The sequence below is a fragment of the Bacillus sp. MBGLi79 genome (genome assembly GCF_002953915.1).
Genome location: NZ_CP026521.1, coordinates 960,410 through 965,209, shown reverse-complemented (window position 1 = coordinate 965,209; position 4,800 = coordinate 960,410). Strand labels below are relative to the sequence as shown.

At 46.8% G+C, this 4,800-nt stretch carries 4 protein-coding genes; 1 reads left to right on the top strand and 3 read right to left on the bottom strand.

Annotated features, from left to right (window positions below):
* The first annotated feature begins 259 nt into the window (after positions 1–259).
* Complete coding sequence (locus C1T29_RS04805) at positions 260–1,588, top strand: APC family permease (protein WP_208945629.1); 1,329 nt, start codon at positions 260–262, stop codon at positions 1,586–1,588.
* A gap of 36 nt (positions 1,589–1,624) precedes the next feature.
* On the opposite strand, the gene C1T29_RS04800 is transcribed toward C1T29_RS04805, so the two are convergent.
* The 3 genes from C1T29_RS04800 to C1T29_RS04790 all read right to left on the bottom strand — a co-directional run.
* Positions 1,625–2,509 (bottom strand): carbohydrate ABC transporter permease, encoded by an 885-nt coding sequence (locus C1T29_RS04800; RefSeq protein ID WP_020451072.1) that lies wholly within the window; start codon positions 2,507–2,509, stop codon positions 1,625–1,627.
* 18 nt (positions 2,510–2,527) lie between these two features.
* Complete coding sequence (locus C1T29_RS04795; RefSeq protein ID WP_020451071.1) at positions 2,528–3,481, bottom strand: ABC transporter permease; 954 nt, start codon at positions 3,479–3,481, stop codon at positions 2,528–2,530.
* Positions 3,482–3,522: 41 nt separating this feature from the next.
* Positions 3,523–4,800 (bottom strand): extracellular solute-binding protein (locus C1T29_RS04790; RefSeq protein ID WP_208945628.1); only part of this gene is annotated, 1,278 nt, incomplete at its 5' end.

Here is a 4,800-nt window from a genome sequence, read left to right as displayed (position 1 = left end):
ATTTGATATGAAAACTCAACCAAACCGTCTTACCGACCTTCTTTCCTGTCTGCCCCTAAAAAAACTAACAATAACTCCGAAATGACTTAAAATGGTTCGGTTATTCCTGCCCCCTTCGGGTTTTACGACCTTAAAATGTTTAACATACACAAAAAATGCGAAAATCTGAAAATTTATTTAATTTTTCTTTTTTAAAAAAGGTATTACAATATAAAAATAGTTTTCTATAAAAGAGATTACATCAATGGGAGGCATCGCAATGAATGCAGAAGCAAACGGACTAAAAAAAGAGATAGGCTTGTTATTTGCGCTATCTCTTGTGATTGGAACGATCATCGGTTCCGGCGTGTTTATGAAGCCCGGCAGCGTGCTTTCCTATTCCGGAAACGCACAAATTGCTCTTTTTGCCTGGATCCTTGGCGGAATCTTGACGCTAGCAGGCGGGCTGACAATCGCCGAACTGGGCGCTCAAATTCCGAAAACGGGCGGGCTTTACACATATCTTGAAGAAATTTACGGCGAGTTCTGGGGGTTCTTATGCGGCTGGGTGCAGATTATCATCTACGGACCGGCCATCATCGGCGCACTCGGATTATATTTCGGCTCGCTAGTGGCCAACTTGTTTTCCTGGGATAAATCATGGACTGCACTCATCGGCATTATCACCGTCGCCTTTTTATGCATCGTCAACATTGTCGGAACAAAATACGGCGGAGCGGTACAGACGGTCACAACGATCGGAAAGCTGATTCCCATTGTATGTATCATTGTGTTCGGTCTATGGCATGGCGATGAACATATTTTCAGTACAGTTACGGAGAGCATCGCCAGCCAAAACTTCGGAGCGGCGGTATTGGCGACGCTATTCGCGTATGACGGCTGGATCCTTCTTGCGGCACTCGGCGGAGAAATGAAGAACCCGGAAAAAGTGCTCCCGAAAGCGATGACAGGCGGGATACTGATCGTCACAGCCTGCTACCTGTTCATTAACTTGGCGCTGCTTCACATTCTTCCTGCCGATCAGATTGTCAAGCTTGGTGAAAATGCGACAAGCACAGCCGCTACAATGCTGTTCGGACCGATCGGCGGCAAGCTGATCTCCATCGGAATTATCGTCAGCATCTTCGGCTGCTTAAACGGAAAAGTTCTGTCTTTTCCGCGCGTGATCTTTGCGATGGCTGAGAAAAAACAGCTTCCGTTCTCCCGCTGGATCTCGCATGTTCATCCGGCATTCCATACGCCTTGGATCGCGGTCATCGTCCAGATGATGTTCGCTGTCATCTTAATGATCATCAGCAATCCGGAACAGCTGTCAGAGGTTTCGATTTTTATGATTTACATTTTCTATGTCATGGCGTTTTTCGCGGTATTTATTTTGCGGAGACGGAAGAACGGCCAAGGGAGAGCTTACAGCGTGCCGCTCTACCCTTACCTGCCTGTTGCGGCTATTCTCGGGTCATTGTTTGTTCTTATCAGCACGCTTATCACTGACTTTTACAGCTGCCTGTGGTCAATTTTGATCGGCCTCGTCGGTCTCCCGGTTTATTTTTGGATGAAAAAAAGAAATAAAAACGGCTCAGCCGCCTGAGCCGTAAGCCGCCGGCTCATGAGCCAGGCGGTTTTTTTATCCCTTCACAGACCCGATCAGAATGCCTTTGGCAAAATGCTTCTGCAAAAATGGATACACGGCTAAAATCGGCAGCGTCGCAATGACGATGACGGCCAGTTTAATCGATTGTTCAGGCGGCACCGTTTCCATCATATCATTCGTCGTCCCTGTCAGATCCGAAAGAATCGTCACTTGGCGCAGCACCATTTGGAGCGGCCATTTCGCGCTGTCATTGATGTACAGCAAAGCATGGAAAAAGTCGTTCCAAATCCCGACCGCATAAAACAGCGCAAAAGTTGCAATAATCGGCTTTGACAGCGGCAGCGCGATCCTTAAGAACACGCCGATTTCTGAACAGCCGTCAATCTTTGCCGACTCCTCAAGTTCTTTCGGAAGCTGCTGAAAAAAGTTTTTAATAATAATAAGATTGAACGGATTAATCGCCATCGGCAATATTAGCGCCCAGTACGAATCGAGCAGTCCCAGTGATTTGACGACAATATACGTCGGAATCATTCCTCCGCTGAAAAGCATCGCAAAAATAACGAGATTCAAAAGCAGGTTTCTTCCCTTAATGTGCCGTTTCGCAAGAGGATAGGCCATCGTAAATGTAAAAAAGAGCTGGACGATCGTTCCCACAACCGTAATGAACACAGACACCCCCATGCTCCTGATAAATGTCGGCGTTGAAAAAATATAGCGGTACGCGTCAAGCGAGAATGTCTCAGGAAAGATAAAGAAGCTCTTTTCCGCCAGCTCGGCCTCCGTTGCAAAAGATCCCGCGATAATATACAGAAAAGGCAAGACGGTTATCAGCCCGCAGCAGCCGAGAAAGAGCACATTAAACCAATCGAATACCCGCCCCGCTTTTGTGTTATGGATCGTTTCCGCACCGGACATCCTTTTCACCTCCATTCATTAAAACAGACCGTCCTGGTCAAACTTTTTCGCGATATAATTGGCGCCGAATATCAGAATGATTCCGACAACCGATTTAAAAAGCCCGACTGCCGTACTATAGCTGTATGCACCTTGCGTAATTCCGACAACATAGACATACGTGTCAAAAATTTCAGCCACGCTCCGGTTTAAAGAGTTGGTCATTAAAAAAATCTGTTCAAAGCCGATGTTTAAAAAACTGCCGATTCTTAAGATGAGAAGCACGACGATCGTGCTTCTGATGGCCGGAAGGGTAATGTGCCACATTCTCCTTAATCTGCCTGCCCCGTCCATCACTGCCGCTTCATACTGCTCCTGGTCAACCGAAGCGAGCGCCGCCAGAAACAGGATCGTTCCCCAGCCCGTCTCCTTCCATATGCTTTGCAGCACAATCATCGGCCTGAACCATTCGGGATCCGAGAGAAATGCAATCTCTTTGCCCGTTATGCTTTGCAGCATTTTATTCATCACGCCCGTATCAACTGTAAAAAAGACAAATGTCATGCTGACGACGATCGTCCATGAGACGAAATGCGGAACATATATAAACGTCTGAATGCACCGTTTATAGATGGCATGTCGCAGTTCATTCAGCATGAGTGCGACAATCAGCGGAGCCGGAAATGCAAAAATCAAATCGAGAGCGGCGAGCATGAGCGTGTTGCGGAGCAGGCGGAAAAAGTCAGGGTTCATAAAGAAATCTTTAAAATACTCGAACCCGACCCATTCGCTCTGCCAAAATCCGAGATAAGGCGAATAATCTTTAAAAGCAATGAACACGCCCCACATCGGCCAATATTTAAATATGAGAAAATATAAAACACCGGGAACAAGCAGAAGATAAAGCCATTTATCCCGTTTTACGGCTTGCAGCCCAGTCGGTTTCTTTTCTGTCTCAACAGCGGTTTTCCCTGTTTTAGCGGTGATTTCCACGTGCTGCATCCCCCCTTTCGTATACTGGTTGAAGATCTGAGCTATTTCGTCTCCTTGTAGCGTTTGTTCAGTTCTTTCATCAAATCTTCACCACCGCTTTTATACCAAAGCTGCACGGCATCTTGAAAGCCTTTTTCATCGATGTCACCGATGATAAACTGCGTTTTGGCATCGAGAATGATGTTGTCAAGCTGTGCCCCTTTTTGGGTGTAAACATCTGAAACGAGCGATTCAGCCGGATTGAATACGGCGATTTTTTCCCCTTCTTTGAGAATCTGTTCACGGTGTTTGAACAGCTTTGATTCTTGTTTTTCCACATGGTATCTTTGTTCGGGAATGCCCATGCTGAACTGCGCAAGACCTTCGTGCTCATAAAGCAGTTTTTTATTATTTTTTTCAAGGGACGTGTACGTTCCGTTCTCAAGCTTATAGTTGCGCCCTTTTATACCGTTGTTGGCAATAATTTGTGCCTCTTCATCGTTCATTTTATCCAGGAAGCTGAGCACTTCTTTCAATTCTTTTTCCGTTTTGACGCTCGCTTTCGGAATGGCAATCATTCCGGCGTATCCCGATGTCGGGAATGTATACGTTCCTTTCGGGCCTTTGACCGTTCCGGTGACGTCGATCACATCCTTGTTAGCGGGAGCTGCTTCTTCCATTGCGCTTTGAATTTGTGAGGCCCGCGAACCGGTATCGACGATGACACCCGCTTTTCCTTTGACGATTGGATCGTTCCACTTCGCTGAATCCATGACGGCGAAGTCTTTATTGATCAGTCCCTCATCATACAGCTTTTTGAAAAACCGCAGCGCTTCCATATACTCTTCTGTCGTGAAGTCCGGAATGAGTTCACCTTTTTCGTCTATTCCGTAGCGGTTTGGTGCGCCGAACCACGTCTGCATAATATCCCACGGGCTCCCGTTTCCAAGCCCCATCCATTTCGGCACCACCATGCCGTACGTATCGTCTTTCCCGTTTCCGTCGGGGTCTTTTTCTTTAAACGCTTTCAGCACGTCGTAAAATTCGTCGATTGTTTTCGGCATCTCCAGACCGACATTTTCGAGCCAGTCCGTTCTGATGATGATCGAAGCGCGGATCAGGTCCCTCGCCCTGTAAATACCGTAAATCTCGCCATTGATGGAACTGTTCTTCATCACTTTTTTATCGGCCTTTCCGAGGTTCGGGTAGTCTTTTAAATAAGGTGAAAGCTCCCAAAACGCACCTGATTTGACAGACTTGATAAACCCCGGGGACTTGTCCGTGACGACGATGGCTTGCGGCAAATCTCCCGAGGCCATGACGATGTTGAATTTATCATT

Excerpts from the sequence above, each read along its gene's own strand:
- C1T29_RS04805 (WP_208945629.1), top strand. The coding sequence starts at position 260 with ATGAATGCAGAAGCAAACGGACTAAAAAAAGAGATAGGCTTGTTATTT.
- C1T29_RS04800 (WP_020451072.1), bottom strand. The coding sequence starts at position 2,509 with ATGTCCGGTGCGGAAACGATCCATAACACAAAAGCGGGGCGGGTATTC.